Annotated in this window: 19 protein-coding genes and 1 pseudogene; 6 read left to right on the forward strand and 14 right to left on the reverse strand. The window is 46.0% G+C overall.

Annotated elements, in window-relative coordinates; all coding sequences use genetic code 11:
• Positions 1–1420: RNA-binding domain-containing protein (locus tag DW085_RS09355; RefSeq protein ID WP_243033988.1), on the forward strand; the 1420-nt coding region annotated here is incomplete at its 5' end.
• A 75-nt stretch (positions 1421–1495) separates the two neighbouring features.
• A pseudogene (locus DW085_RS20555) lies at positions 1496–1710 on the forward strand (type II toxin-antitoxin system YafQ family toxin); the annotation flags it as partial.
• Between the two features lie 231 nt (positions 1711–1941).
• On the opposite strand, the gene DW085_RS09365 reads toward DW085_RS20555, so the two are convergent.
• Positions 1942–2229, reverse strand: a complete 288-nt coding sequence (locus DW085_RS09365) for a hypothetical protein (protein WP_107001445.1) — start codon at positions 2227–2229, stop codon at positions 1942–1944.
• A 102-nt stretch (positions 2230–2331) separates the two neighbouring features.
• On the reverse strand, positions 2332–2652 hold the full coding sequence (locus DW085_RS09370; protein WP_107001446.1) for an AAA family ATPase: 321 nt from the start codon (positions 2650–2652) through the stop codon (positions 2332–2334).
• A gap of 107 nt (positions 2653–2759) precedes the next feature.
• Between DW085_RS09370 and DW085_RS09375 the strand changes: the two genes are divergently transcribed.
• Both DW085_RS09375 and DW085_RS09380 read left to right on the forward strand, forming a co-directional pair.
• Complete coding sequence (locus DW085_RS09375; RefSeq protein WP_118468350.1) at positions 2760–4307, forward strand: glucan-binding protein; 1548 nt, start codon at positions 2760–2762, stop codon at positions 4305–4307.
• 228 nt (positions 4308–4535) lie between these two features.
• Positions 4536–6212: an AAA family ATPase gene (locus tag DW085_RS09380; RefSeq protein WP_118468352.1), complete on the forward strand. Its 1677-nt coding sequence runs from the start codon at positions 4536–4538 to the stop codon at positions 6210–6212.
• Positions 6213–6415: 203 nt separating this feature from the next.
• Here the strand turns inward: DW085_RS09380 and DW085_RS09385 are convergent, their stop codons facing one another.
• The 3 genes from DW085_RS09385 to DW085_RS20560 all read right to left on the reverse strand — a co-directional run bounded on the left by DW085_RS09385 (position 6416) and on the right by DW085_RS20560 (position 9944).
• Positions 6416–7942, reverse strand: coding sequence for an AAA family ATPase (locus tag DW085_RS09385; RefSeq protein WP_243015228.1), 1527 nt, complete (start codon positions 7940–7942; stop codon positions 6416–6418).
• Between the two features lie 404 nt (positions 7943–8346).
• Positions 8347–9729: a glucan-binding protein gene (locus tag DW085_RS09390; protein WP_347475045.1), complete on the reverse strand. Its 1383-nt coding sequence runs from the start codon at positions 9727–9729 to the stop codon at positions 8347–8349.
• Positions 9723–9944, reverse strand: a complete 222-nt coding sequence (locus tag DW085_RS20560; RefSeq protein ID WP_347475046.1) for a hypothetical protein — start codon at positions 9942–9944, stop codon at positions 9723–9725. The genes DW085_RS09390 and DW085_RS20560 overlap by 7 nt, the downstream gene beginning before the upstream one ends.
• A gap of 632 nt (positions 9945–10576) precedes the next feature.
• Here DW085_RS20560 and DW085_RS09395 point away from each other — a divergent pair.
• Both DW085_RS09395 and DW085_RS09400 read left to right on the forward strand, forming a co-directional pair.
• On the forward strand, positions 10577–12364 hold the full coding sequence (locus tag DW085_RS09395; RefSeq protein WP_118492369.1) for a phosphotransferase: 1788 nt from the start codon (positions 10577–10579) through the stop codon (positions 12362–12364).
• A 323-nt stretch (positions 12365–12687) separates the two neighbouring features.
• The gene (locus DW085_RS09400) at positions 12688–14058 is read left to right on the forward strand and encodes an N-acetylmuramoyl-L-alanine amidase family protein (protein ID WP_118492371.1); all 1371 of its coding nucleotides are present in this window, start codon (positions 12688–12690) and stop codon (positions 14056–14058) included.
• Positions 14059–14169: 111 nt separating this feature from the next.
• Here the strand turns inward: DW085_RS09400 and DW085_RS09405 are convergent, their stop codons facing one another.
• The 9 genes from DW085_RS09405 to DW085_RS09440 all read right to left on the reverse strand — a co-directional run bounded on the left by DW085_RS09405 (position 14170) and on the right by DW085_RS09440 (position 24834).
• On the reverse strand, positions 14170–16287 hold the full coding sequence (locus DW085_RS09405; protein ID WP_118492373.1) for a glutamine synthetase III: 2118 nt from the start codon (positions 16285–16287) through the stop codon (positions 14170–14172).
• 103 nt (positions 16288–16390) lie between these two features.
• The gene (gene fba, locus DW085_RS09410; protein ID WP_022360285.1) at positions 16391–17254 is read right to left on the reverse strand and encodes a class II fructose-1,6-bisphosphate aldolase; all 864 of its coding nucleotides are present in this window, start codon (positions 17252–17254) and stop codon (positions 16391–16393) included.
• A 118-nt stretch (positions 17255–17372) separates the two neighbouring features.
• Positions 17373–18857, reverse strand: a complete 1485-nt coding sequence (gene thrC / locus DW085_RS09415) for a threonine synthase (RefSeq protein ID WP_118481948.1) — start codon at positions 18855–18857, stop codon at positions 17373–17375.
• Between the two features lie 188 nt (positions 18858–19045).
• On the reverse strand, positions 19046–20557 hold the full coding sequence (locus DW085_RS09420) for an SEL1-like repeat protein (protein ID WP_243033989.1): 1512 nt from the start codon (positions 20555–20557) through the stop codon (positions 19046–19048).
• 37 nt (positions 20558–20594) lie between these two features.
• Positions 20595–21476 carry a TPM domain-containing protein gene (locus DW085_RS09425; protein ID WP_117796045.1) on the reverse strand — a complete coding sequence of 294 codons (882 nt, stop codon included), beginning with the start codon at positions 21474–21476 and terminating at the stop codon, positions 20595–20597.
• Positions 21473–22390: a TFIIB-type zinc ribbon-containing protein gene (locus DW085_RS09430; RefSeq protein WP_243033990.1), complete on the reverse strand. Its 918-nt coding sequence runs from the start codon at positions 22388–22390 to the stop codon at positions 21473–21475. Before DW085_RS09430 ends, DW085_RS09425 begins: the two co-directional genes overlap by 4 nt.
• Entirely contained in the window at positions 22369–22557 is a 189-nt protein-coding gene (locus DW085_RS19755) for a hypothetical protein (RefSeq protein ID WP_243033991.1), read from the reverse strand. The genes DW085_RS09430 and DW085_RS19755 overlap by 22 nt, the downstream gene beginning before the upstream one ends.
• 5 nt (positions 22558–22562) lie before the next feature.
• Positions 22563–23885 (reverse strand): SPFH domain-containing protein, encoded by a 1323-nt coding sequence (locus tag DW085_RS09435; protein ID WP_118492375.1) that lies wholly within the window; start codon positions 23883–23885, stop codon positions 22563–22565.
• A 55-nt stretch (positions 23886–23940) separates the two neighbouring features.
• The gene (locus DW085_RS09440) at positions 23941–24834 is read right to left on the reverse strand and encodes an ABC transporter permease subunit (RefSeq protein WP_243033992.1); all 894 of its coding nucleotides are present in this window, start codon (positions 24832–24834) and stop codon (positions 23941–23943) included.
• Positions 24835–24841: the final 7 nt, after the last annotated feature.

Here is a 24841-nt window from a genome sequence, read left to right on the forward strand (position 1 = left end):
AGAAAGAAAGAAAGAAAGAAAGAAAGAAAGAAAGAAAGAAAGAAAGAAAGAAAGAAAGAAAGAAAGAAAGAAAGAAAGAAAGGTGAATAGTATGCTTTCGTTTGAGAATCAAGAGGTGGAATTTAAGCAAGAATATGTACCTGAGATTCGAAAAGAAGTAATTGCCTTTGCAAATGCTTCTGGAGGTACTATTTTGATTGGTGTTAGAAAAGATGGAGCAATTATTGGCGTAGATGATCCAGATGCAATCATGCTTCAGGTTGCAGGTTCTTTAAAAGATTCTATCGCACCTGATATTATGCCTTTTGTCAATATAAAAACTGTGGAAATTGACGGAAAAACGGTCGTTGAAATTAATATTGCAACAGGAACGAATCGTCCATATTATATTCGGGAAAAAGGTCTAAAGCCCAGTGGTGTATATGTTCGAAAAGGAAGTTCTTCACAACCCATGACAGATGAGGGCATCCGGGAAATGATCATTCAAAGCGGCAGATGTTCCTATGAAACAAGCCGAAGCATGAATCAGGATTTGACATTTGAGTATTTTGAAAATGAGATGCACAAACGAAAAATTGCGTTTGGAAGATCACAGATGCAAACATTAAAACTGATAGGTGATGATCATTTATACACAAATCTTGCATTGCTATTATCGGATCAATGTGAAGTAACAACAAAAGTGGCTCTTTTTCAAGGAACAGATAAAGCGGTTTTCAGAGATAGAAAGGAATTTTCTGGTTCTATTTTAAAACAATTGGAAGACGTTTATCAGTTTATTGATTTAAACAATAAAACGCAAGCCAGTTTTTCGGGTTTAATCCGTATTGATAAAAAAGATTACCCAGAAGAGGCAATCAGAGAAGCGCTTTTAAATAGTATCGTTCATCGAGATTATTCGTTTAGTGGAAGTAATATTATAAATATTTATGACGATCGTATAGAAATTGTCTCATTGGGAGGATTGGTTTCCGGACTGGAATTAAATTCTATTTTTCTGGGTGTATCGCAGCCAAGGAATCCTAATTTGGCAGCTATTTTTTATCGCATGATGTTAATAGAAAGTTATGGTACAGGAATTGGAAAAATTCAACGAGCCTATGGAGATAACGAAAAAAAGCCTTTTTTTGAAACAGCAAAAGGTGTTTTCCGTGTTACACTTCCAAATAGAAACGAAGGAATACAAAAGCTGTCAAAACCAAGGAAACGTCTGGTAGCAGTTTACCGACAGCCGCTATCTTCTGAAAAAGCTGAAATTCTCTCATATGTAGCAGAGCATAAAAAAATAACAAGAAAAGAAACCGAAGCGCTTTTAAATATAGGTACAACAAAAGCGTATAGGATCTTAAAGGAATTATCCAGTGCCGGAAAATTGCATATAAATGGTTCTGGAAAAAATGTTTATTATACAGGAGAGTAAGCGATTAGCTAAATCAGAACTTAAACGTGCAAACTGGAAGCTCGGATTCCGATTCAGCTTTGCTGACCTGAAAAGATGAAAGAAACCAAATATACCGTTAAATACACGACCGGTTTCAAAAAAGACTACAAACGAGCCATAAAGCGTGGCATGAAGATCGAGCTGCTGGAGCAGGTCGTAGCATTGCTGGCAATGGGCGAGCCGCTGCCGGATAAGAACCGCGACCATGACCTGTCCGGCGATTGGGCAGGTCATCGGGAATGTCATATTCTCCCGACTGGCTGCTTGTGGATGGTGTTTGTCAGCGTGTCAAAATTCTCATACTTGTCAATCAAGGCTATAAATTTCTCTGCTGATTTCTGGCTCTGCTCGTAGCCGGTAACAGCCTTTTCCAGTTCCGCGATCTCAATCTCAAGTTCGTCTTGAAACAAAAATGCTCTAAGTGATTTCTTCACTAACCATGACAAATATCATGATTAAGAAGTCACTTAGAGCATATATCATTTCTTGTTTATCTGTCTTTATTTTTCTTTTGGCTGCACGCAGCGGCTGAATCCCCGCTCGCTTACATAAAGTACGGCTGCGGCCGGAATTGCTGTTACGCAGACAACCAGCAGGTTAAAAATCCATTTAAAATTGGTAATGAAGTGCAGGCTCTGCGGAACTGTGATTTTATCATATAAAAATGCCAGAATCTGTGGATCTCTGGTTAAAGTAAATGCTAAAAATGCCACTCCGATTCCCAGCACAATCGCCATGCCAAAAAGGATTCCCCAGACACTCCAGGTTGTTTTTGTATTAGCTGTCATACTCGATTGCCTCCTTAAAATTGATGGCTTTAGTGTAACGCAAAGATGTGTTCCTTTTGTGAAGAATACATAAAATTTCTGGTTATCTTTGTAAAAAGTATTTTATATACAAAAAGCAGCATACAGAGGCACGATTTTCTTGTTTTCATCAAATACAATTAATGTTGTTTCGCGGACAATCGTCTGACTGGATATATGAGAAAGAATCGGAACCAAGTATTCAGGACTAATGTCTTCATCAAATGTCTGCTTAAGCTTTGGATTTGTATCAAAATTAAAGTAAACAGTATTTTCGTAATGGGTACGTCCAAATTCGAGAACAGAATAGGTTTTGCCTACCTGTCTGGCCCCCTGCAATATCAATGGTTTGCGATGTTTACTGTTTTTCCAGTATTCTAAAAATATTGTAATTTTTCGATACATGAAAACACCTCCCGATACTTTTCCATATCCGAAGTATAATGACCTGGTAATGCAGTTAGGATTTCGAGAAAAATATTTCAAAAAGTAAAAAGGAGAGTGCATTAATTATGAGAAAGCAGACTAAATTAGTTGCAGTACTTTCTGCAGCAGCTTTACTCGCTATGGGTGCTTCCATGACTTCTTTCGCAGCTGGTTGGGAGAAAGATGACGCTGGTGTTTGGCACTACTATGACAGCGACGATGAGATGGTAACAGGCGAGTGGAAAAAAGACGGTGGTAAGTGGTTCTATCTGGATGATGACGGCAACATGCTGACAGATTCTTGGGTAGACGATGACTACTATGTAGCTGAAGATGGTCATATGCTGACTAACGAGTGGAAGAAGACCGTGTCCGATGACGATCAGGATGATCCGGACGAGGATGGCGAAAGCTGGTACTACTTCGGCAGCAAGGGTAAAAAGACCACTTCTGATGATAAAAAGATCAATGGCAAGACTTACTTCTTCGATGAAGATGGAAAAATGCAGTATGGTTGGTATGCTGATTCTAACAACAACGTATACTACTTAGGCGAAGAGGATGACGGTGCTAGAACCAACTCTTCTTGGCTGTGGTTAGCTGCTCCGGATTCCGAAGATGATGATGAGAAAGATGCAGCAGATGCCGTAAGCCATGATTCTCAGAATGATGATGATCCGTGTGATGAAGAAGGTTGGTACTGGTTCGGTAGCGACGGTAAGATGTACAAAGACGCTAAGCAGAAAAAGATCAACGGTAAATACTACTACTTCAACAATCATGGTCAGATGCTGTATGAGTGGATCAATGGTGTTAAAGCAAACGTGGCTTCCAATGCAAAACTGGATAGCGATTCCATCGAAGCTACCGCTTCTGAAGTACGTTACATGAACGTAGTTGAAGAGGGCTGGAGAGCTGATGGCTGGTATCAGATCGATGGTGCTGATGCACTTAAGGCAGGCGATGATACCGATTGGTATTACTTCAAAGACGGTAAGGCTAAGAAAGCTGATGACGGTGAGAAGAACAATACTGACTTAACTGATGACGGTGCTAAAGTATATACCAAGAAGATCAAGATCAATGGCAAGAACTTCTGCTTCAATGAAATTGGTCAGATGCAGACTGGTTTACAGATGATCGATAAGAAATTCTACTACTTCGACAATGATGGTTATATGAAGACCGGCAAGATTGCTAATGTTGAAGAAGAGGATGATAACTACACCTACTACTTCGAGACCAAGAATGGTAAGAATGGTCAGGGTTATACAGGTGAGAAATCCGGTTACCTTTACTGGAATGGCAAGAGACTGGAAGCAGATGATGATTACAGAATCTATGTTGTAGATAAGAAATACTATCTGGTAAACAACAAAGGTAAACTTCAGAAATCTACTTCTAAAGAGTATGATGTAGAAAATTTTGGTGATGACGTTAAGTTTACGTTCAGAAACACATACGAGATTGCCTCTTCTACTAAAGATGGTTCTGAGGGCACCTATAAGAACGCCGCTACATTACCGAAGATTGAGCTGTTCGACAATGCAATTTATCAGGATGCACTGGGCGTTACACACTACGAGAATACAGATGCTTACGAGGCAGCACAGAACGCTGTAGCTAATAAATAATCTATATCTCAAATAACATTTAAAGAAGAGCTGTTACACAAACGTGTGGCAGATCTGAATAAAATGAAAAGGGTTGTGCACTTATATGGTGTAACAACCCTTTTTTGTTAGGGCGATTCCCAGGGGACTTTTTCTATCTTTTCAATCTCTTTCTCCACCTTGTTTCCCCCAGCCTTTCATGATATGATAATAAAAACAGCCTGATTTTTCGAAAGGAGCGATGATTCTATGACGAATCTTAATATTCCGGTTGGCGTCTCGGATTTTTCTCAGATACGTGAAAATGAATATTACTATGTGGATAAAACGGGACTCATTTCGGAATTATTAAAGAAAAGCACAGCAAACGTCACGCTGATTACTCGCCCCAGACGATTTGGAAAGACGCTGGCTATGAGTATGCTGGAACATTTTTTCGATATTCGACATGATAACCATTCGTTATTTCAAGATTTGGAAATCAGTCATGAATCAGCTATTTGTCAAACATGGATGAATCAGCGTCCGACTCTTTTTATTACCTTTAAGGATGTAGATGGGATTACATTTGACAGTGCTTTTGATATGCTGAAATTTGTCATATCCCAGATATGCATCGAATACTCTTATTTGGAGCAAAGCGATGCCGTCAGCGATGCATATAAAGAGATTTTTAAACGACTAAAAAATCAGACTGCATCTGCAACAGATGTAAAGGGTTCTATCCTGATTTTGATGAAAATGATGCAGGCTTATTATGGGAAGACAGTTATTCTTTTGTTGGATGAATACGATGTTCCCGTTGCGAAAGCAAGCAGCAATGGGTATTATCAGGAAATGCTGGAAATCATGAAAGCAATGATGAGTACCTCATTAAAAGATAATTCCAGCCTCTGCTTTGCGGTTGTGACAGGATGCTTGAAAATTGCTAAAGAAAGTATCTTCACTGGAACCAATAATTTTGTTTCGGATACCATCACAGATTCTCGATTAAATGAATATTTTGGCTTTACACAAAACGATGTAAATCAGATTTTAAAGGAATCCAATACTGCCGAATATTCGGATGAAATTAAAGCCTGGTATGACGGTTATCATTTCGGATGCTTTGATGTATATTGCCCGTGGGATGTGATGAATTATCTTCGGGATCTTCAGCATAATCCTTCCATGAAGCCTGAGAGTTATTGGAAGAATACAAGCGATAATGCAATTATTCGCTCTTTCATTGATTATGCTGGAAGCAGTATCACAATGAAATTGGAAAAATTATTGTCCGGCGGATATATTTTCCAAAAGATTGAAGAAAATTTAACCTATGATTATCTTCATTCTTCCGAGGATAACTTATGGAGTATTTTATATTTAACCGGTTATCTGACGCGCGTTCGAGAGATGGATATTCAAGAAACTATTCCAGATGGAACAACCGCGTTGATGATTCCGAATAGGGAAATCAAAGATATTTTTGAGTCAACAATTATAAAATGGTTTAACGAATCAACGAAGCATTGGAACCGCACAGAATTATTTCATGCGGTATGGGATGGAAACAGCGACAGGATGACGGATGAGATGAATAAACTTTTAAGAAAAACCATCAGTTATCATGATTACCGAGAAGACTTTTACCATGCATTTCTGGCAGGTATTTTTACTGGTGCCGGTTATGTGGTGGAGTCGAATAAAGAGCATGGAGAAGGACGAAGCGATGTGATTGTCTACGACTCTGAAAATGGACAATTGGCCCTTTTTGAAGTGAAATATTCCAGCACGCTTGACCAGATGAAACAATCCTGCCAAAAAGCACTTGCCCAGATCGATGAAAAAATGTATGCAAAAGAATTTGAGGATTCCTATGATAAAATTTTGTGTTATGGAATTGCTTTTTTTAAGAAACGCTGCCTGGTATATTTGAAAGATTGAATTAGTAAACGGTACAACGTTCGACCTTGACAAAAAGAGGACTCCGCCACCTCAGACTTCTCTGAAGTGACGGAGTCCTCTTATATCAAGCTATCAGCTTAATGATTCAGATTTGAATTGGATGTCAAATCACATCGGCCGCAAAAAGAGGATTTCTCAATCAACATCTCTTTTTACTGCCGCCGTGACAAATAACTTGCTTTTCATTTTTTAAATTCTAAAATTTTACATTCATGTTTTCGCGTCTTTAAATCATAATTGATTCCAACCAGCAGCATATTTCCTGAATAATCTTCCAGATTCTGGAAATATTGTTTTTTTAATATCTGGTGAATTGCGCCTTCGGCCGATTTGTTCCATTTTAGTTCGACAATCAAAGCTGGCTTATCCGGAAATTCTTTTCGCGGTAAATAAACTATATCTGCAAATCCAGATCCCGATGGAAATTCACGATAAACCTGATAAAAGTTTCTGGCAGCGTAGAGTGCCAGTGATACAGTATAACTCAGTGCATTTTCATTATTATACTGTAAATGGGATGTTTCAAAATGAGCCTGTTCCATATAGACAGCTACTTTTTCTTCATCTTTTCTCCAGATAGCATTAAGTAAATCAGCTGAGTTTTTCAATGCTTTCGAGACCTCTCCCCATTGAGAAACCGAAACCGCATTTACAAACTCTCCACGGATTTCATTATTCGGAATAAAAACTGATTTATGGCTGAAATCGTATCCAAGATATCCCAGATGAATCAGCAAAGTCAGGACATCATCCTCGCTGTGAAATGTCGTCATATCATTGCTGAAACTGCCTGTATTGACCGGTACCATTTCTCCGGCCATCATGCTGAGAACATCGTCTTTCAGCCCATCAAAATTCATGTCAATATATCCGCGCAGTGCCTCAAATGTTTCGGTCTGGTTCCAATAAGAATCGCAGATACCAGAAGTCATAGCAGCCACAACCGAACGCGGACTGTAAATAGAAGAGGCTTTTTCAAAGCGATATCCATCATACCATTCTTTGATTTCTGCCAAATCCATTTGATAATCTGAGCAGAGGCAGCGCACCTCATTTTCTGTGAAACCGACATATTGCGCCAGAACACCTGGATTTGCCATCGAGAATTCATCAAACATATTGAGCGCAGAATGGGTACCGTATTTTTTTATTGGCAATATTCCTGTCATATATGCCAGATGTATATGTGCCTTATCCTTTAGAAAATCACGAAGAAAATCCAGATATCGTTCCTGAGCCGCTTTATCTTCTGCGTATTCCCTAAAAATACAATCCCATTCATCAATGATTATAATAAATGGCTCATTTGTTTCAGCATAAATTTCCTTCATATTTTCCGTCAGATCTAATTCATCATAAAAATCAATCGTTGGATATTCACGGCGAATTTCTCTCATGAGTGAACGCCGGATCCGCTGAATCAATTCTTCTACATTAGAGCTTCGACTTAAAAATTCCTGGATATTTAAAAATATAGTTGTGTAAGTGTTTAAATATTTTTTATAATCTTTTGAACAGCTGATTTTTCGGTCTTTAAATAAAGTATCAGACTGACATCCCTTACTATAATAAGCAGCCAGCATATTGGCTGTAATGGATTTTCCAAATCTCCTTGGGCGGCTGACGCAGATATTTTTCTGGTTTGTTGCCAGCACACTGTTGGTATAAGAAATCAGCTCTGTTTTATCTACATAGATCTGAGAATGCACCGCTTCTGAAAAAGCTGCGTTTCCGGGATTTAAATATATACCATATGGCTCCCTCTCTTTTTAATAAACTGCACGTTTATCACACATCATGATAATTTGTTGTTTTTATTATCATATCATGAAAGAATCAGTGAAACAAGACTTGGAAGATATGCTTAAACTCAAAATGATAGTACTGCAGAGAGTTTTGCATATTCTATTCTTTAACTGACAGAGGGCAAATGCAGTCATACAGACAGGCTTCATTTACATTGCGACCACATAAAAAACTCCGCCATCTCGAAACACTTCGAGGTATCGGAGCTCTTTTTACTAAAAAAGAAGCGGCATTCCAGGAAATATCCTGAAATACCGCTTCTCAATTATCCTAGGTCAAATGACTAATCGAATAAAATTCAGATTAATTATTTGTTTAATCCTAACCAACCTTCAACAGCCTTAGTACCAGCCAGATTTGTGTAGGTATAAATATCGTCATCATACAGCTGGATGAACGGTACAGATACGATCTGATCCTCTGTAACAACATCTTTACCAAACTGAGCTTCTGCATCAGCAATCAGATCCTCAGCTTTGATTGTCTTACCGCTAGCTAAAGTAACGGATACAACTTTCTTGCCGCTGATCTCTACTTTTACATCATCCTCAGCGATGCCCTTGTTCTCGATGTCATACTTCTTGGAGGTCTTCTGAACTTTACCCTTGGTATTGGTCAGATAGATGTCTCCATCATAGTAGTACAGTCTGTAGTCATCATCTGCATCCAGTCTCTTACCGTTGAAGTACAGATAATCATCTTTCAGACCATTGTAGCCAAGACCATTCTTACCATTCTTGGTGTTGAAGTAGAATGTGTAATCATCATCGTCGTTCTCTACAGATGTTACGCGGCCAGTCTTCTGATAGCCGTTGGCATCGAAGTAGTAGAATCCGCCGTCAGCCTGGCAGTACTGTAAGCCATCCTGCATCTGACCTTTTTCGTTGAAGGAGAAGTATTTACCTTCAATTTTGATTCTCTGAACGTATACAGCTCCGTCATCATCGTAAGTAGCGAAGTCTTTGGAACCGCCATCAGCGTATTTAACTTCACCGTCATCGATGTAGTACCAGTCTGTATCACCATCAGCATCCAGATCCTCAGCGCCGTCGATCTGATACCAGCCGTTACCTCTGGAACCATCTTCAACTTCGTTGTAGTATCTCATTACGCTGGTTGTAGCTAATTCGCCCTTAGCAAGGTTACCATCAAGCTGTGCGTTGGAACCCTGTTCAACAGCCTTACCATCAATCCACTCGTACAGCATCTGACCGTGCTCGTTGAACATATAGTATTTGCCGTTGATTTTCTTCTTGCCTGTGTCATGATATGCTTTACCAGAAGACTGGAACCAGTACCAACCCTCATCATCACAGTTGTCATCTTCAGAACAATCAAGAACTACTTCCAGATCATCATCATCATCCAGATCGTTCTCATTGTTACCGGATTTCTCAAGCCACAGCCACTTAGACTCAGCTCTCCAACCTTCGTCCTCAGTACCTAAGTAGTATGCGTTGCCGTCTTCCTCGTGCCAGCCATACTGCATCTCACCATCTTCGTTGAAGTAGTAGGTCTTGCCATTGATCTTCTTATCTGTATCGGTAACTTTTTTACCTTTGTTGTTGAAGTAGTACCAATGCTCGCCGCCGTCTTCCGGATCATCTTCATCCTCATCAGCCATGGTCTTTTTCCACTCGTTGGTCAGCATATGACCATCTTCAGCTACATAGTAGTCATCATCTACCATGTATCTGTCTCCATCTCACCATCTTCGTCAAGATGGAACCATTTGCCGCCATCTTTCTTCCACTCGTCGGTTACCATCTCATCATCGCTGTCATAGTAGTGCCAAACACCAGCGTCATCTTTCTGCCAACCAGCTGCGAAAGAAGTCATGGAAGCACCCATAGCGAGTAAAGCTGCTGCAGAAAGTACTGCAACTAATTTAGTCTGCTTTCTCATAATTAATGCACTCTCCTTTTTACTTTTTGAAATATTTTTCTCGAAATCCTAACTGCATTACTAGGTCATTATACTTCGGATATGGAAAATTATCAATAGTTTTTTTACAGAATTTCCAACTTTTTATTTTGAAGTGGAATATTGTCTGTATTTCCTATGTTTCTCTTCCCTGTGAAGTACTGCCTTTCTCCGATACATTCACATTATAATACACGTTTTTCCAAAATACCATAACATTTATCTGTGCATTTTCTTACGGATTTTTTACGAAAATTCTTTATGGTTTCGTAATTGTATTTATATTTGTACAATCATGTTTTAACCGCCAAAATGCCTATATTTCCAGTATTTTTTACGTTTCTTATTTCCCACAGACCACCTTATCAAGCCTTTCGTCACTGTTCACGCATACGTGCCCAGTAACAGTCTTTATTCTTCCCCCCGCAGCATTGCTTTTTCCGTTTACTTTCTCTGTGTTTATGCTATAATGTTCATATATCACTTTTAATTTTATTTTTTGAACACACAACAGCTAGAACCTATTTTCACTCTTATCCATCTATAATGATGACGAAATACGTGAATATATATAAGAGAAAAATAAAAGAATTTAATAATTCAGGAGGTTTTATATGGATCGCTATGGACTGATCTGCCGGAGTTTCTATGAGAATCCGGATGTGACCCAGCGGGAGCTTGCTTCGATTTTGAATCTTTCCCTGGGGACTGTGAATAAATTGCTTGGGGACTGCCTGGAGGAGGCATTTCTCATGACGGATATGGATACGGGAAAATATCTGCTGACCGAACAGGGGCTTAAGTATCTGGAACAATTTAAAGTGGATGGCGCCGTCATTACCGCCGCCGGGTTTGGCTCCCGGTTTGTGCCGCTGACGTTTGAGACACCGAAGGGGCTTCTGGAAGTGTTTGGCGAGCGGATGATTGAGCGCCAGATCAAGCAGCTCCATGAAGCGGGGATCACGGATATCACAATTATCGTCGGTTATTTAAAGGAAAAGTTTGAATATCTGATCGACAAATATCAGGTCAAACTCCTCTATAACCCGGAGTACGCCACCAAAAATAATCTGGCTACGATCTACCATGCCCGCGAGCTGTTCCGCGGCCGCAATATGTATCTGCTTGTCTCGGACAACTGGATTCGAAATAATATGTACCATAAGTATGAGTGCGGCGCGTGGTACTCTTCCGTTTACATGGATGGTGAAACGTCAGAGTGGTGTCTTTCTTCTAATAAAAAGGGGCGTATCACATCGGTGCAGGTCGGTGGGCATGATTCCTGGGTCATGTATGGACCTGCGTTCCTCTCGCGTGATTTTTCCAACCAGCTGATTCCGCTCATTGAGGAAGCCTATCATCAGCCTGGCACAGAACAATGGTACTGGGAACAGGTTGTCGTCGATCATATCAAAGAACTGGATTTTTCGATGAACTGCCAGCCGGCGGATCAGGTCTATGAGTTTGAAAACCTGGAAGAGCTGCGCCTGTTTGATCCGAAATATCAGAATCATTCGGACAATGCCGCCATGCAGCTGGTCGCACACGTTTTCAATGTAAAAGAGGAAGCGATACACAACATCCGCTGTCTCAAATCTGGTATGACAAACCAGTCGTTCCTGTTTGAACTGGATGGAAAACATTATATCTGCCGCATTCCGGGTCCGGGAACAGAATTTCTGATTAACCGAAAAGAAGAGGAGGCTGTTTACAAGGCGGTCACACCGCTTGGCATTACCGAACATATTTTGTATTTTGACGGAAAAACCGGCTACAAGATCGCCCAGTATTATGAGGGCGCTCGGAATGCGGATGCAAAAAACCCGGAGGAGATGGCCGCCTGCATGGAGATGCTGCGGAAGCTGCATCATTCCGGCGTGACGGTTCCGCACACGTTCCGCATCCGGGAACGGATTGATTTTTATGAGAGGATCTGCCGCGGACATGAAGAAATGCTGTTCGAGGACTACCCGGCGGTCCGCGCCCGGATGAATGAACTGATGGATCGGCTGGATACACTGGAACGTCCTTGCTGCCTCTCCCATATTGACTCAGTTGCGGACAATTTCCTGTTTCTGCCGGACGGCTCCCTGCGTCTGATCGACTGGGAGTATGCAGGCATGTGCGATCCACTCATTGATATTGCGATGTGCAGTATTTATTCATATTATTCACAGGAAGAGCTTGACCACCTTCTGGAAGAATACCTCCAGCACGCCCCATCAGACGAAGAACGCTTTGTCACGTATGCCTATGCGGCGCTCGGAGGTTTCCTGTGGGCGCTCTGGGCGGTCTTCAAGAGTATGGAAGGACGCGAATTTGGCGATTACACGATCGTGATGTACCGGTATGCGAAAAATTATTATCGAAAAATTGTTTCCGAGGACTTGTTAAAATTGTAATATTTCCGTTAGGTATTTTACATTTATCTATGTTATACTTATAAAGTAATTTGATATGATACCAGGGTCAAAAGGTCAGAAGTTCGACGCAAGCTTGCTTGCAGGAGAATTTTTGACCTTGGGACCCGCCAAAAACATGAGTAAGTAGCCATTTTTCAAAGAAAAATGAGCGAATTACGAATGTTTTTGAAGATTGCGGGAGCATATAGTGCGGAGCATCTGGTATCAGAGGGGTCAAAATGCCTTTTGACCCCAACATCTTTGATATTAATTTCTACTGTAATCATAAATAACGATAAATCACATTGCAAGGGGGATACGCGATGCGGAAAAGATATGCAAAACTGCTTGGGCTTGCCTGCCTGATCGGTGCCATGGGGCTGCTTCCTTCTTCCCAGAGCCGTGCGGCCGGATGGCTGAAGGACGGAAACTACTGGTACTACATGACCGACGACGGTCAGAAGCATACCGGATGGGTACATATCGGAGAGAAATATTATTATATGGATGACTCGACCGGCAAGATGGTGACCGGATGGCGTCAGGATTCATCCACTTCCGCCTGGTATTATTTCAACCAGAGCGGCGAGATGATGACCAAATGGCAGAAAATCAACAACTACTGGTACTATTTTAACCAGTACGGTGTGATGCAGAAGGGCTGGCTCCAGCTTGATACGGTCTGGTATTATCTGGGCGATGATGGACGGATGTTTACCAACTGGCAGAAGATGGATAACGGCACCTGGTATTATTTCGGCACGGACGGGGCGATGCGGACTGGCTGGCAGAAGGTAAACAGCACCTGGTATTATCTCGACGAAAATGGAAAAATGCTGACCGGTTGGCAGCTTATTAAAAATGAATACTACTATCTCCATGATGGCAAGATGCTGACTGGCTGGCTCAATGACAGCAACGGAAACACCTACTACATGGACAAGACAGACGGCAATATGAGCCGCGGCTGGAAGCAGATCGACGGCACCTGGTACTATTTCAATGAGTACGGACACCGTCAGAAAGGCTGGATTAAGGTATCCGGCACCTACTATTATCTGGATGAGAACGGTAAGATGGCTTCGAACACAACCCTGACGATTGATTCGGTGAAATACACCTTTGCCAAGAGCGGTGCGTGCCAGAATCCACCGTCCAGTCTCTCCGGCATGAGCGACAGCTATTTTGACCCAAGTGCTTCACAGGGAACAGGGACTTCGTCTGGCAGTTCTTCTTCAAGCAGCACTTCGGGGCCAAGCGGAACGGCTTCGAACAATTCCAATTCAGGAACCTCCAGTTCAGGTAACACCAACAATTCGAATAGTTCCGATCCTTCGACCAGTTTTACTGCACCGGGAAGTTCCAACAGCTCCAGCTCGTCAAATGGTTCTTCGTCGGGCACAACCGTTCCGATTCCTGGAAGCGGCTACAGCAGTTCCACTTCCACGCCGGGCGGGACTTCCAGTTCGTCAGGCTCTTCGAATAACCAGACAAACAGCAGTTCCACCAGCGATACCGGCAATGTACCAAGCCGCATCTACAGCAACGGCACGACTTACACCGCACCGACGACATCAAGCTCCAGCTCGTCAGGCTCTTCGTCAAATTCATCCGATAAACGGATTAACGGATTTACCTCCAATCAGGGCGATACGATTCAGGAGGGGCAGACGCAGGGTCCTGGGCGGAAATAAACCGTATTTGCAAAATATATAATTGAAATAAAAAAGATTTTGACCAACGATTCATAGCCTATATCGATGGTCAAAATCTTTTTAATTAAAATCATACCTTCTAAAAGCTGCCTACACCTCAAACACCAAATCCCCATAACTCGGAAATGGCCATAATTCTTTATCTACCAGCATTTCCAGTTCGTCTGCCGGTTTACGGAGAGCTACCATCGCCGGGCACACCTTATGCAGATAGGCGAATGCTTTTTCTTTGTTATCCTTGATCGCAGATGCCTTTGCCAGGATATCTTTGAGTGCCGCCAATGCCACCTTCATCTCTGAGAGTTTATCAGAGGTCTCTAAAAGCAGTTCTTTCTGGACACTGACATCGGCCTCCTCACAGGCAGTCCGGACGGCTGTCAGGGAGGAAGCAAGCTGAGTCGTATATTTGACAACCGCCGGGATGATCTGCTTGCCTGCCATGTCGATCATCGTCTTCGCCTCGATGTTAACAGTCTTGGAATATGCCTCATACTCGATCTCGGCACGGGATTCCAGCTCGGTCCGGGTGTACACGCCAAATTCTTCAAAGAGCTTGATCGCTTTCTCGGTCCGGATTGCCTCGACAGAATCGATACCCGCTTTCAGGTTCGGGAGTCCACGGCGCTCTGCCTCTTTAACCCATTCCTCAGAATAACCATTTCCGCTGAAAATGATACGGCGGTGCTCTGCAAACAGACGCTTGATGATATCATGGACTGCGCTGTCAAAATCATCGCTGTTTTCCAATTCGTCCGCAGCCTCTTTAAACGCTTCTGCCACGATCGTGTTGAGCACGACGTTCGGGGATGAAACAGAATCCGAAGAACCAACCATACGGAACTCGAATTTGTTACCGGTAAACGCAAACGGTGAAGTACGGTTGCGGTCGGTTGCATCCTTGACAAAATCCGGAAGTGTCGCTACTCCCGTCTGAAGTACCTCGCCTTTCTTAGAATGTGCGGCTTCGCCCGTGCTGCACAGCTGATCGATAACATCCTCCAGCTGCTCGCCCAGGAAAATAGAGATGATCGCTGGCGGCGCCTCTGCCGCACCCAGACGATGATCGTTGCCCGGAATCGCGGTGGACTCGCGCAGCAGATCCGCGTGTCTGTCAACTGCTTTCATGATGCATGCCAGAACCAGAAGGAACTGTACATTTTCGTGCGGCGTCTCGCCCGGATTCATCATGTTGATGCCGTCGTCGCTCGTCAGGGACCAGTTGTTGTGCTTACCGGAACCATTGATTCCGTCAAATGGTTTCTCATGCAGCAGACAGGTCAGACCGTGATGTCCTGCGACACGCTTCATCGCCTCCATGACCATCTGGTTGTGATCGACTGCCAGATTGACCTGACAATAGGTTGGTGCTAATTCATGCTGTGCTGGTGCAACTTCGTTGTGCTGTGTCTTTGCACTGACGCCCAGACGCCACAGTGTCTCATTTAACTCTTTCATGAATGCACCGACTCTCGGACGGATGCTTCCAAAATAGTGATCATCCATCTCCTGTCCTTTCGGCGGCATCGCACCAAACAGGGTACGACCGGTGTAGATCAGGTCTTTTCTCTGTAAATATTTGTTCTTATCAACCAGAAAATACTCCTGCTCCGGTCCCACATACGGAATCACCCGGTGGGAAGTCGTATTTCCAAACAGGCGGAGAATCCGGAGTGCCTGCTCGTTGATTGCCTGCATGGAACGCAGCAGCGGTGTCTTCTTATCCAGTGCTTCGCCGCGGTACGAACAGAATGCAGTCGGTATGTAGAGTGTCACGCCCAGCGTATCTTCCCGCAGAAATGCCGGGGAAGTACAATCCCAGGTTGTATAGCCGCGTGCCTCAAAGGTGGAACGAAGTCCGCCCGACGGAAACGAGGATGCATCCGGCTCGCCCTTAATCAGCTCTTTACCGGAAAACTCCATGATAACGCGTCCGTTGGAATCCGGTACGGAGATAAACGCATCATGTTTTTCTGCCGTAATGCCGGTCAGCGGCTGGAACCAATGGGAATAATGCGTCGCACCGCGCTCGATCGCCCAGTCTTTCATCGCGTGTGCGACAACATCTGCGATGGACGGATCCAGCTCAGCTCCGTCTTCAATGGTTTTCTTCAGTTTTTTGTAAACACTTTTCGGAAGGCGTTCCTGCATCGCCTTGTCATTAAACACATTTTTTCCGAAAATTTCCGGTACATTGATAATCTCGCTCATTCAATCCCTCACATTAATATGAAAACAGACCGGACCGCCGGTATGTATATCCGCGTTGCGAAATGTACATCCCTGCAGTCCGGTCATGAACCTTACTTATTCATCAGGCTTTTCCGATAGAACCGAACAGTTCCATCTTTGTCTTAACCGTCTCTTTGATCGCCTCAAAACCAGGTGCAAGAAGTTTACGCGGGTCAAATCCTTTGCCCTGCTGATCCTTACCAGCCTCGATATACTGGCGGGTTGCCTCTGCAAATGCCAGCTGGCACTCAGTATTTACATTAATCTTCGCTACACCTAAAGAAATGGCTTTCTTGATCATATCTTCCGGAATACCGGTACCACCGTGAAGAACCAGCGGCATATCGCCTACTTTTTCTTTTACGGCTGCCAGCGTCTCAAAGCTTAAGCCTGGCCAGTTTGCCGGATATTTGCCGTGGATATTGCCGATACCTGCTGCCAGCATATCAACTCCGAGGTCTGCAATCGCCTTGCACTCGTTCGGATCTGCACATTCGCCCATACCGATCACGCCGTCTTCCTCGCCGCCGATGGAACCAACCTCAGCCTCCAGGGAAATACCTTTCTCCGCGCAGACTTTGACTAATTCTTTGGTTTTCTCTACGTTCTCGGCGATCGGATAATGGGAGCCGTCAAACATGATGGAAGAAAATCCAGCATCGATACATTTGTAGCAGCCCTCGTAGGTGCCGTGATCCAGATGCAGCGCAACCGGAACCGTGATGTTCAGCTCTTCGATCATCGCTTTTACCATCGCAGATACTGTCTTAAAGCCAGTCATATACTTGCCTGCGCCCTCTGAAACGCCTAAGATAACCGGTGAGTTCTGCTCCTGTGCCGTCAGTAAAATCGCTTTGGTCCATTCAAGATTGTTGATGTTGAACTGACCAACCGCATATTTGCCATCTCTTGCCTTCTGAAGCATTTCCTTCGCACTAACTAACATATACAAACCTCCTCGTTGTCTCTTTTTGATCTAACCAGAGTCTATTATATACCATAATTCAGTATTTGCCTAGCCTGTCAAAAAAATAACAGGCAATTATTTTAATATTTTGTAACTTTTACTGTAAAATCTCCGAAACGGTCTTCTCCATCTCCTCCGGCTTGCACTGGCGGTTGTGACGGATCTCTGCCTTGCGGATCTCCTCGATCGCCTGCGGGATCTTCACGCCGGATGCTTTCTCCATCTCGTCGATAAGCTCGAACTCGCCCTTGCCTTCTTCGCTGCCGAAGATTGCCTCCATGACGCTGCGGGAGAATTTATATGGGCTTGCCGTCGATGCGATAACTGTCTTCTTGGTATCGCCTGTCTCCTTCACATAGTTATGGTATACGCAGGATGCAACGCCGGTATGCGTATCGATCATATAACCGGTCTCATCGTAGAGACGCTTGATCTCGGCTGCATTTGCCGCCTGATCGGCATAGCCGCCGACAAAATCTGCCATGCGCGCACGCATCTCGTCGGTAACCGAATATTTGCCATCTTTCGAAAGCTCTTCCATGCGTTTCTTGGTCTCCTCCGCATCGCAGCCGGTGGAGAGATAAATCAGACGTTCCAGGTTGCTGGAAATCAGAATATCCATCGACGGGGAAGAGGTCAGGATGAATGGACGGTTCTTGTCATATACGCCTGTCTTAAAGAAGTCGTACAGAACTTTATTGTCATTGGACGCGCAGATCAGCTTGTCGATCGGCACACCCATCTGTTTTGCAAAATAAGCAGCTAAGATATTGCCGAAGTTTCCGGTCGGAACGGTTACATTGATCTTCTCACCGTTCTCGATCTCGCCGTTTTCAAGCAGTTTTGCATACGCATATACATAGTATACAACCTGTGGTACGAGACGACCGATGTTGATGGAGTTTGCGGAAGAGAGCTGATAGCCTCTGCCTGCTAATTCTTTGGCAAATTCTTTGTCACCGAAGATTTTCTTGACGCCGCTCTGTGCATCATCAAAGTTTCCGGAAATACCGACAACGCTTGTGTTCGCGCCCTTCTGGGTCAGCATCTGCAGCTCCTGCACACGGCTGACGCCGTCCTTCGGGTAAAATACGATAATTCTGGTTCCCTCAACGTCTGCAAAACCAGCCATCGCTGCTTTTCCGGTATCGCCGGAGGTTGCGGTCAGGATCACGATCGTGTTCTCCGCATGGTTCTTCTTCGCCGATACGGTCATCAGATGCGGCAGGATCGAGAGCGCCATATCCTTGAAGGCAATCGTGCTTCCGTGGAACAGCTCCAGATAATATGCTCCGTCTGCTTTGACAAGCGGCGCAATCTCTTCCGTATCAAACTTACTGTCGTAAGCGCGCTCGATACAGGTTTTCAGCTCTTCCTCTGTGAAATCAGTCAGGAACTGCTTCATAACTGCATAAGCTACTTCCTGATATGTTTTATGGGATAATTCTTCCAGGCTGCAATCTAACGCCGGGATATGATCCGGCATGAACAGGCCGCCGTCTGCTGCCAGTCCCTTTAAGATCGCCATCGAAGCCGTTACGTTGTTTTCACCGCCACGGGTACTGCTGTAATTGATTGCCATGATTTTCATCCTCTCTTTTTATCTTTCCCCGTCGTCCCCATCTTTGCAAAGGATGCCGGAGTCAAACTTTCTGCCATGTAAGTGTTCTGTGTGGTTTTGCAGTTCTCCCGCAAAGTTACGGAACCCCCTGCTCACTTTAGTTAAAAATTCTATCATACTTTATGGCACAGCGCAAGAAAAATCCCCCCTTAATACGTGATCTTCCAGCGCCCAAACAATCCCTTCTTAAAATGGGAAAACCGCCGTGAAGCACTCTCATTTCCCATCTCGATCGCCTTCTGGTAGCACTGTGCCGCCCGCTCGAGATCTTCCGGGGATTCATTTTTCCGTTCGTAGATAAATCCAAGCTCATAGAGTGCATATCCGTCACATTCCGTCTGTGCCGCCCGCTCAAAAAGCTCCTTCGCCTTATTTTCATCGGCGGTGCAGCCTTCTCCCTTCATATAGAGATAGCCTAACTTGGATGCAGACTGCAGACTTCCGGCTTCCTCGCACCGGTTCAGCCACTCAAATGCTTTTGCATAATCGCGGTCTACTCCCTCTTCGCCCTGGAAATACAGGCATCCAAGAATCTCCATGCACTCTGGATTTCCCTGCGAAGCGCCTTTTTCGTACCAGGAAACCGCCTGCTTCATATCAATCTCGCCGTTCAGACCATCCCGATAGATATTTCCAAGCTCCAGGCTTGCCTGTCCGTCGGTCTCGATCCCAGCTGCCTCCCGCAGAAGTTTTTCTGCCCGGACAGTGTCCTGCTCATCGGACGGGCGCAGATACAGGCGGGCTAACGGAAGCGCCGCCTCTTTGATGCCTGCCGCATATGCTTTTCCATACCAGTAAAACGCTTTTTCATCATCGCGCTCCACCAGTTCATCCTGATAGAACAGATTTCCAAGTTCTTCAAAGCTCTCCGCCTCGTTCCGCGCCGCGGCTCCTTCCAGCGCCTGAACGGCCGCCTGAATATCGCGCTCTGTGCCCTGTCCGTTTAAGTACATCTGCCCCAGATACAGCATGGCGCGGGAAGACCCCTGCTTTGCCGCCGCATAGTCATATTGGAATGCAGCTTCCCAGTCTTCTTCCTGGCGGTAATGTTCCCCCATCTGGAAGAGTCCCCAGACCTCCCCGCTGGCGGCGCACTGGTTCGCCCAGCGAAGTGCCTCTTTTTCATCTTTTTCCCGGTATGTACCATTCTGGCAGCATTTTCCCATCTTAACCATCGCCGGGATAATGCCGCCGTCCGCCGCCCGTTCGTACCAGAAGAGGCACTGCTCACGGGCGCTCTCAGTCTTCGGCATATAATCGGCCAGATCTTCCCACTCAACTGCCTCGCCCATCTGCCACGCGGCATAGACATCGCCCATCTCAGCGGCATCCCGCACCTGACGGTAACTTTCCTCGATGGAATAACGTGCCGACTGCTTCATCTGTTCGTCATACTGACCGGCGCGCAGCGCTCCTAACACTGCCCGGGCACTTCCCGCCGAAGCCCCCCGCAGGTAACATTCATACGCTTTTTTCTCATTGAACCCGACAGCCCCGTCCCCCCAGCTGTAACAGTGTCCTAAAAAGAACCATGCTTCTGCATCGCCCGCATATGCCGCCTCTTCCAGCCAGGTAACTCCCTGGGCGTACATCGCATCGTTACACTGTTTCCAGATCTGGTCTGCACCTTTCTCACATAAGCCTGTCATCAGGATTGTCATATATCATTCATCCGCCTTCCACACGAAATTGTATCAATTAAAACTTTCTGCCTCCACCGCCGTGCATCCTTCCGCTGCTGCCCTGATGTATGGTCGTCCTTCCAGCCGAACCGCCCGAAGCGCCCGGACCCGGATTTTTCGGAATCCGTCTGGTCACTACCGATCGGTTTACAAACTGCTCCTCATTTTGGACAAAATGCAGCGCACTGTCCGCCCGGTATGCCATATGGAAACCCAGCGACTGGCGGTGTTCTTTCTGCATCTTATACTGGCGCATCACCGAAAAGCACGGGAGTGCCGCCACGATCGCTGCCGCAACCGCCGCAAACAGCACCTCATACCATTCCAGGGAATGTTTTTTCTCCTCGCGCACCTGCGTATACTGTCCCGCCGGAACGCCCATCTCCAGATAATTTTCGATGCTGTCGATCGCCCCCAGCGCGCCTTCCGCATAGTTTCCATCCGCCACGCTGTCATATGCCGCATCCAGCACCTTCTCTACCCGCGCATCCGTCAGCACCTTCATCGCATACCCGGTGGTAGAAACGTATATCTCCCGGTTGTCCATATCGATCGAAAGCAGAATACCACTCGCATCGTCCCCGACGCCCAGTCCGTGGCTGTCGTAAAAATCATCGGCATAGCTTTCCGCCGATTCTCCCTGTGCGTCCTCGACTGTCAGTACCGCCAGATCGGCATCCTGTGAATCACGCACCTCATCGATCCGTGTCTCCAGCTCCTGCACTTCTTCCGCGCTGAACAGTCCCGCCTCGTCGAAGACGCGCGTGCCTTCCGCCGCCCATATAGGGCTGACCTGTGAAAATGAAATAAATGCTGCAACGGAGAAGCATATAAAACCTTTCAGCCGTCCATATTTCTTCTTTTTCTGTGTGACTCCCGCATTTTGATTCTCTATCATATCAGGTATCCTCCCAGCAGCAAAAGTACAAACACAGGAATGAAAATCGTCAAAAACAGGCGCACCAGTTTTTTCGAATCAACCGGCAGGACGCCGCAGACCTTTCCATTTTCCCCATTCATGGCAAAATAGTACATCTGCCCGTTCTTCGGATCCGGGTAGGTCATCATCCACACTGGAAGCATAGCATAGTTCCATTTTTCCCCCGTGATGGTCTCCCGGTGGTTCCGGATATCCACATGATCGTAGCCGGAGACGCTATTTTGCAGAGATTCTCTCGTATACTGCTTGATCTCCTGCTCAATCTCCTGTGCGAATTCTTCCTTTTCCCGGTCGCGCCGCTCCGCCCTAAATCCCAGAAAATAGCCTGCCTGAAACGGGCGCAGCTTCTTCATATCAAACGGAAGCACGGTCTCGGCAAGGCTGCGGTCCGCCTGCTTTAACGCGTTGCGCGCCACATCCTTGATGGGAAGCTCCGCCTTTTTCTCCAGATGGTAACGGCTCGTCTCGATATACTCGATCTCCCCCGACACCGTCACGCGTTTCCGCAGCGCCTCCGCCTGCATCTCACCGGATACCTGGCAGCTATACATCCAATATGGATAATAAATTCCCTCCAGATACTCCATCTGACGCGGCGAGTAGAAATCATCCGGCACATACTTTTTCTTCTGAATCCAGTTTTTAAAGATTTCTTTTGCCTTTTTCTTGTCGATCTCAAACGGAATCAGACCGTCCGGGCGGTATTTACCGTCCAGACTTCCCGAAAGAACCACCGGATTGTGGCAGTAACAGCAGTACGTGGACGCCGTCGTCTCCTGTGCCACAATCTCCGCGCCGCAGCTCGGGCAGGTATAGAGAACCATCTTAGACTCCGCCTGCTTCTGGCTCTCTATCTTTTCCGCTTCCGGCATTCCCCCCGGCTTCGAAGCTCCTCTGACTTTCTGGCTGCCTCTTCCATCTCTTTCAACGTCTCTTCCGTAAACGCTGAGAGGCAGTATTCACATTTAAATTTCTGCGTCTTCGGATCAAACACCAGCCCGCCGCCGCAGTTTGGACACTTATATGATTGTATCTCCATACGCCCTATGACCTCGGTTTTCCGCATTCGGAACAAAACTTACCTGTATTGACCGTTCCGCAGCTGCAGGTCCACGGACCGGCTGGTCTTGGCTTGCCGCACTCGGAGCAGAACTTTCCGTGGTTGACATTGCCGCACTCACAAATCCAGGATTCCTCCGGAGCTGCCGCACTGCCCTGCGGCGCTGCGTTCTGTCCTGCCGGTTGTGCATAGCCGCCCTGTGGTGCCTCATTCATCTGTCTCGGCTGCTGTGCATAACCACCCTGTGGCGCTCCATTCGCCTGCCCCGGCGCATAGCCGCCCTGCGGTGCCGCATATCCCTGCCGCGCCGCCTGCTGCATCTGCATCTGCTGCAGGTTGGACGCCGATGCGGCGCCCATAAATCCGCCGCCGAAGTTCATGCCGGCGCCCATTCCCATGAAGCCTGCCATCGCACCGCTTCCGTTGGAACCGGCTGCCTCAAAGCCGCGTGCCATCGCGCCCTGTACATACCCCTCGCGCACCGACGGGTCGCCGAGCATCGCGCCCTGATTCCGCATATTGATGAGTTTCTGCGATTCTTCATCATAGGAAATGCTGGCGATACCGACTGACTGGATCTCCATGCCACGCAGACGATTCCACTCTTCATCCAGCGTCTCCGCCATATAGCGTCCCAGTTCCCTGCCTTTGGAGGCTACAAAGGAAATCCGCACGCCATCCGCCGACATCTGGTTGATCGAGGTCTGCAGCGCTTCCAGGAACTCCGCTAAATACTGCTCATTGATGGAATCAATCTCCACCTGATCCTGATTTTTCGGAATAGCCTCCGCATAAAATTTCAGTGGATCCGTGATCTTGATGGAGTAAGTTCCATGTGCGCGCAGAAACAGCTCGGAATTATAGAATAAATCAAAATAGTTGATCGGCGTCCGTGTGCCGAACTTGATTCCCTTGATCTCCTGGAGATTAATATAGTAGACCTTCTGTGCATACGGCGTCTGTCCGCCATAACGCACACGGTTGAAGGATTCTTTCAGTGCATCGCCGAACTGTCCGTTAAACAGAGACGGCAGGGATGAATTCTGCACTGTATAATAACCCTCTTCCGCTGTATAATCAACGACCTTACCGCCGTCCACCAGCATCATAAACTGATTCGGGTACACATGGATCATAGAACCATTGGACACCGTTTCCGGTGTCCTCTTCCGGTTCTCCCCGCGGCGTGTCTGCACACCCGCTGAAAATACGGTCTGTTCCCCCATATTTTCCGGTTCAATCACTTCCAGCCACTGATCTGCCAGCCCGCCGCCGACCGCGTGTGCCGCTGCTCTGATAATTCCCATACTCACTGCCTCCTTCTCCAAATTCATAGTTTCTCTGTTTTTCTGCTTTTTCTATCTATCGGTTATCATTCCCTTTATTTTTCCCATGCCGATTCCATTTTCCCGGCGTGATCGCCCATACTGCTGCCGCGATCAGCACCATCGCCAGCATACACTGCAAAATCAGGCTGCACGCCGTCCAGTGTGCTGTGATCGCATTGTCTGGAAATACGCCAAACAGTGGCTCGAACCATTTTCTCATGTCGCCGCTTCCCGCCTGTCCGTTAATTACATTATAAAACGAGACAGCCGGATTGAAAAGAAAGAGATAGCGTAAAATGCCGGAACTTGCCATTTCCGATGCATTGAGATTAGATGCATACGAATCTGCCGCCCGGAACGCCATCCGGTATGCAAACAGATTGACCGCCATCGTTCCCGCCGTCAGCGCCACCACCGTCACATAGGAGCAGACGGTCGATACCGTCGAGCGGCGCAGCACCGATGAATAAAAGATCCCGATACTGCCCGTTAAAATTGCCACAACACCGTGGCACAGAAACAGCATCCCGATGTCACGCAGCGTAATACCCCCGTAGACAAATACGAGCGCCTGTACCGGAAGCGCCGAGACCGCCAGCACCAGCATCGTCACCAGCGAGGACGCCAGTTTTCCAAGCACCATGTCACGCGGCTCCATCGTGGTCGTCAGCATCAGTTCCAGCGTCTGGCGTTCCCGCTCGCCGCTGATACTGCTGGCAGTCAGAGCCGGCATGATGAAAAGCAGCATGATAAATTCGATCGAGGAGACGAACGTGTAGAGATCCAGAAACTGCGAATACTGGATCTCCGCCGTCGTCCTGACCTGATCCGCCACCGAATACATATTAAACAGTGCCACCGCCGCCAGGATACTGTTAAAAACAAACAGAATCGCCATCATGCGGATGCTGCGGCTTCCGACTGTCATTTCCCTC

The organism is Clostridium sp. AF50-3, from assembly GCF_003477445.1.
Lineage (GTDB): Bacteria > Bacillota > Clostridia > Lachnospirales > Lachnospiraceae > Otoolea > Otoolea fessa.

What these genes read in the sequence shown, in the direction of transcription:
- DW085_RS09365 (WP_107001445.1), bottom strand. Translation starts at nt 2,229, where the DNA reads ATGACAGCTAATACAAAAACAACCTGGAGTGTCTGGGGAATCCTTTTT.
- DW085_RS09370 (WP_107001446.1), bottom strand. Translation starts at nt 2,652, where the DNA reads ATGTATCGAAAAATTACAATATTTTTAGAATACTGGAAAAACAGTAAA.
- DW085_RS09375 (WP_118468350.1), top strand. Translation starts at nt 2,760, where the DNA reads ATGAGAAAGCAGACTAAATTAGTTGCAGTACTTTCTGCAGCAGCTTTA.
- DW085_RS09380 (WP_118468352.1), top strand. Translation starts at nt 4,536, where the DNA reads ATGACGAATCTTAATATTCCGGTTGGCGTCTCGGATTTTTCTCAGATA.
- DW085_RS09390 (WP_347475045.1), bottom strand. Translation starts at nt 9,729, where the DNA reads ATGGTAGATGATGACTACTATGTAGCTGAAGATGGTCATATGCTGACC.
- DW085_RS20560 (WP_347475046.1), bottom strand. Translation starts at nt 9,944, where the DNA reads ATGAGAAAGCAGACTAAATTAGTTGCAGTACTTTCTGCAGCAGCTTTA.
- DW085_RS09395 (WP_118492369.1), top strand. Translation starts at nt 10,577, where the DNA reads ATGGATCGCTATGGACTGATCTGCCGGAGTTTCTATGAGAATCCGGAT.
- DW085_RS09400 (WP_118492371.1), top strand. Translation starts at nt 12,688, where the DNA reads ATGCGGAAAAGATATGCAAAACTGCTTGGGCTTGCCTGCCTGATCGGT.
- DW085_RS09405 (WP_118492373.1), bottom strand. Translation starts at nt 16,287, where the DNA reads ATGAGCGAGATTATCAATGTACCGGAAATTTTCGGAAAAAATGTGTTT.
- fba (WP_022360285.1), bottom strand. Translation starts at nt 17,254, where the DNA reads ATGTTAGTTAGTGCGAAGGAAATGCTTCAGAAGGCAAGAGATGGCAAA.
- thrC (WP_118481948.1), bottom strand. Translation starts at nt 18,857, where the DNA reads ATGGCAATCAATTACAGCAGTACCCGTGGCGGTGAAAACAACGTAACG.
- DW085_RS09420 (WP_243033989.1), bottom strand. Translation starts at nt 20,557, where the DNA reads ATGACAATCCTGATGACAGGCTTATGTGAGAAAGGTGCAGACCAGATC.
- DW085_RS09425 (WP_117796045.1), bottom strand. Translation starts at nt 21,476, where the DNA reads ATGATAGAGAATCAAAATGCGGGAGTCACACAGAAAAAGAAGAAATAT.
- DW085_RS09430 (WP_243033990.1), bottom strand. Translation starts at nt 22,390, where the DNA reads ATGCCGGAAGCGGAAAAGATAGAGAGCCAGAAGCAGGCGGAGTCTAAG.
- DW085_RS19755 (WP_243033991.1), bottom strand. Translation starts at nt 22,557, where the DNA reads ATGGAGATACAATCATATAAGTGTCCAAACTGCGGCGGCGGGCTGGTG.
- DW085_RS09435 (WP_118492375.1), bottom strand. Translation starts at nt 23,885, where the DNA reads ATGGGAATTATCAGAGCAGCGGCACACGCGGTCGGCGGCGGGCTGGCA.
- DW085_RS09440 (WP_243033992.1), bottom strand. Translation starts at nt 24,834, where the DNA reads ATGACAGTCGGAAGCCGCAGCATCCGCATGATGGCGATTCTGTTTGTT.